Annotated in this window: 1 pseudogene; it reads right to left on the bottom strand. The window is 67.1% G+C overall.

Annotation, left to right across the window (positions count from 1 at the left end):
- Positions 1-1,076, bottom strand: a pseudogene (locus AB0B89_RS36575) (DNA-directed RNA polymerase subunit beta); the annotation flags it as partial.

Genomic DNA, 1,076 nt, shown 5'->3' with positions numbered 1-1,076 from the left:
GGCGGCGATCCAGCCGAGGTGGGTCTCCAGTACCTGGCCGACGTTCATCCGGCCGGGCACGCCCAGCGGGTTGAGGATGATGTCGACCGGGGTGCCGTCCTCCAGGAACGGCATGTCCTCGACGGGGAGGATCTTGGAGATGACGCCCTTGTTGCCGTGGCGTCCGGCGAGCTTGTCACCGTCGGTGATCTTGCGCTTCTGGGCCACGTACACCCGGACCAGCTCGTTCACACCGGGGGGAAGCTCGTCGCCCTCCTCGCGGCTGAACACCCGGACACCGATGACCTTGCCCATCTCGCCGTGCGGCACCTTCAGCGAGGTGTCACGGACCTCGCGGGCCTTCTCACCGAAGATCGCGCGCAGCAGCCGCTCCTCGGGGGTCAGCTCGGTCTCGCCCTTGGGCGTGACCTTGCCGACCAGGATGTCACCGGGCACGACCTCGGCGCCGATGCGGATGATGCCGCGCTCGTCGAGGTCGGCCAGGACCTCCTCGGAGACGTTGGGGATGTCCCGGGTGATCTCTTCGGGGCCGAGCTTGGTGTCGCGGGCGTCGACCTCGTGTTCCTCGATGTGGATCGAGGACAGCACGTCGTCCTGGACCAGGCGCTGGGACAGGATGATCGCGTCTTCGTAGTTGTGGCCTTCCCAGGGCATGAACGCGACCAGCAGGTTCTTGCCCAGGGCCATCTCGCCGTTGTCGGTGCAGGGACCGTCGGCGACGACCTGGTTGACCTCGACCCGGTCGCCCTCGCGGACGATGGGCTTCTGGTTGAAGCAGGTGCCCTGGTTGGAGCGCTTGAACTTCGCCACCCGGTAGGTGGTGCGCGTGCCGTCGTCGTTCATCACCGTGACGTAGTCGGCCGACACCTCCTCGACCACACCCGCCTTCTCCGCGGTGATCACATCACCGGCGTCGGTCGCGGCACGGTACTCCATGCCCGTGCCGACCAGCGGCGCCTCGCTCTTGAGCAACGGCACCGACTGACGCTGCATGTTCGAACCCATGAGCGCGCGGTTGGCGTCGTCATGCTCGAGGAACGGGATCATCGCCGTCGCCACCGACACCATCTGGCGCG

It is taken from the genome of Sphaerisporangium sp. NPDC049002, assembly GCF_040649355.1.
Classification (GTDB): domain Bacteria; phylum Actinomycetota; class Actinomycetes; order Streptosporangiales; family Streptosporangiaceae; genus Sphaerisporangium.
The sequence above is the reverse complement of the archived record's forward strand: the minus strand, read 5'-3'. Positions and strand labels throughout refer to the sequence as shown.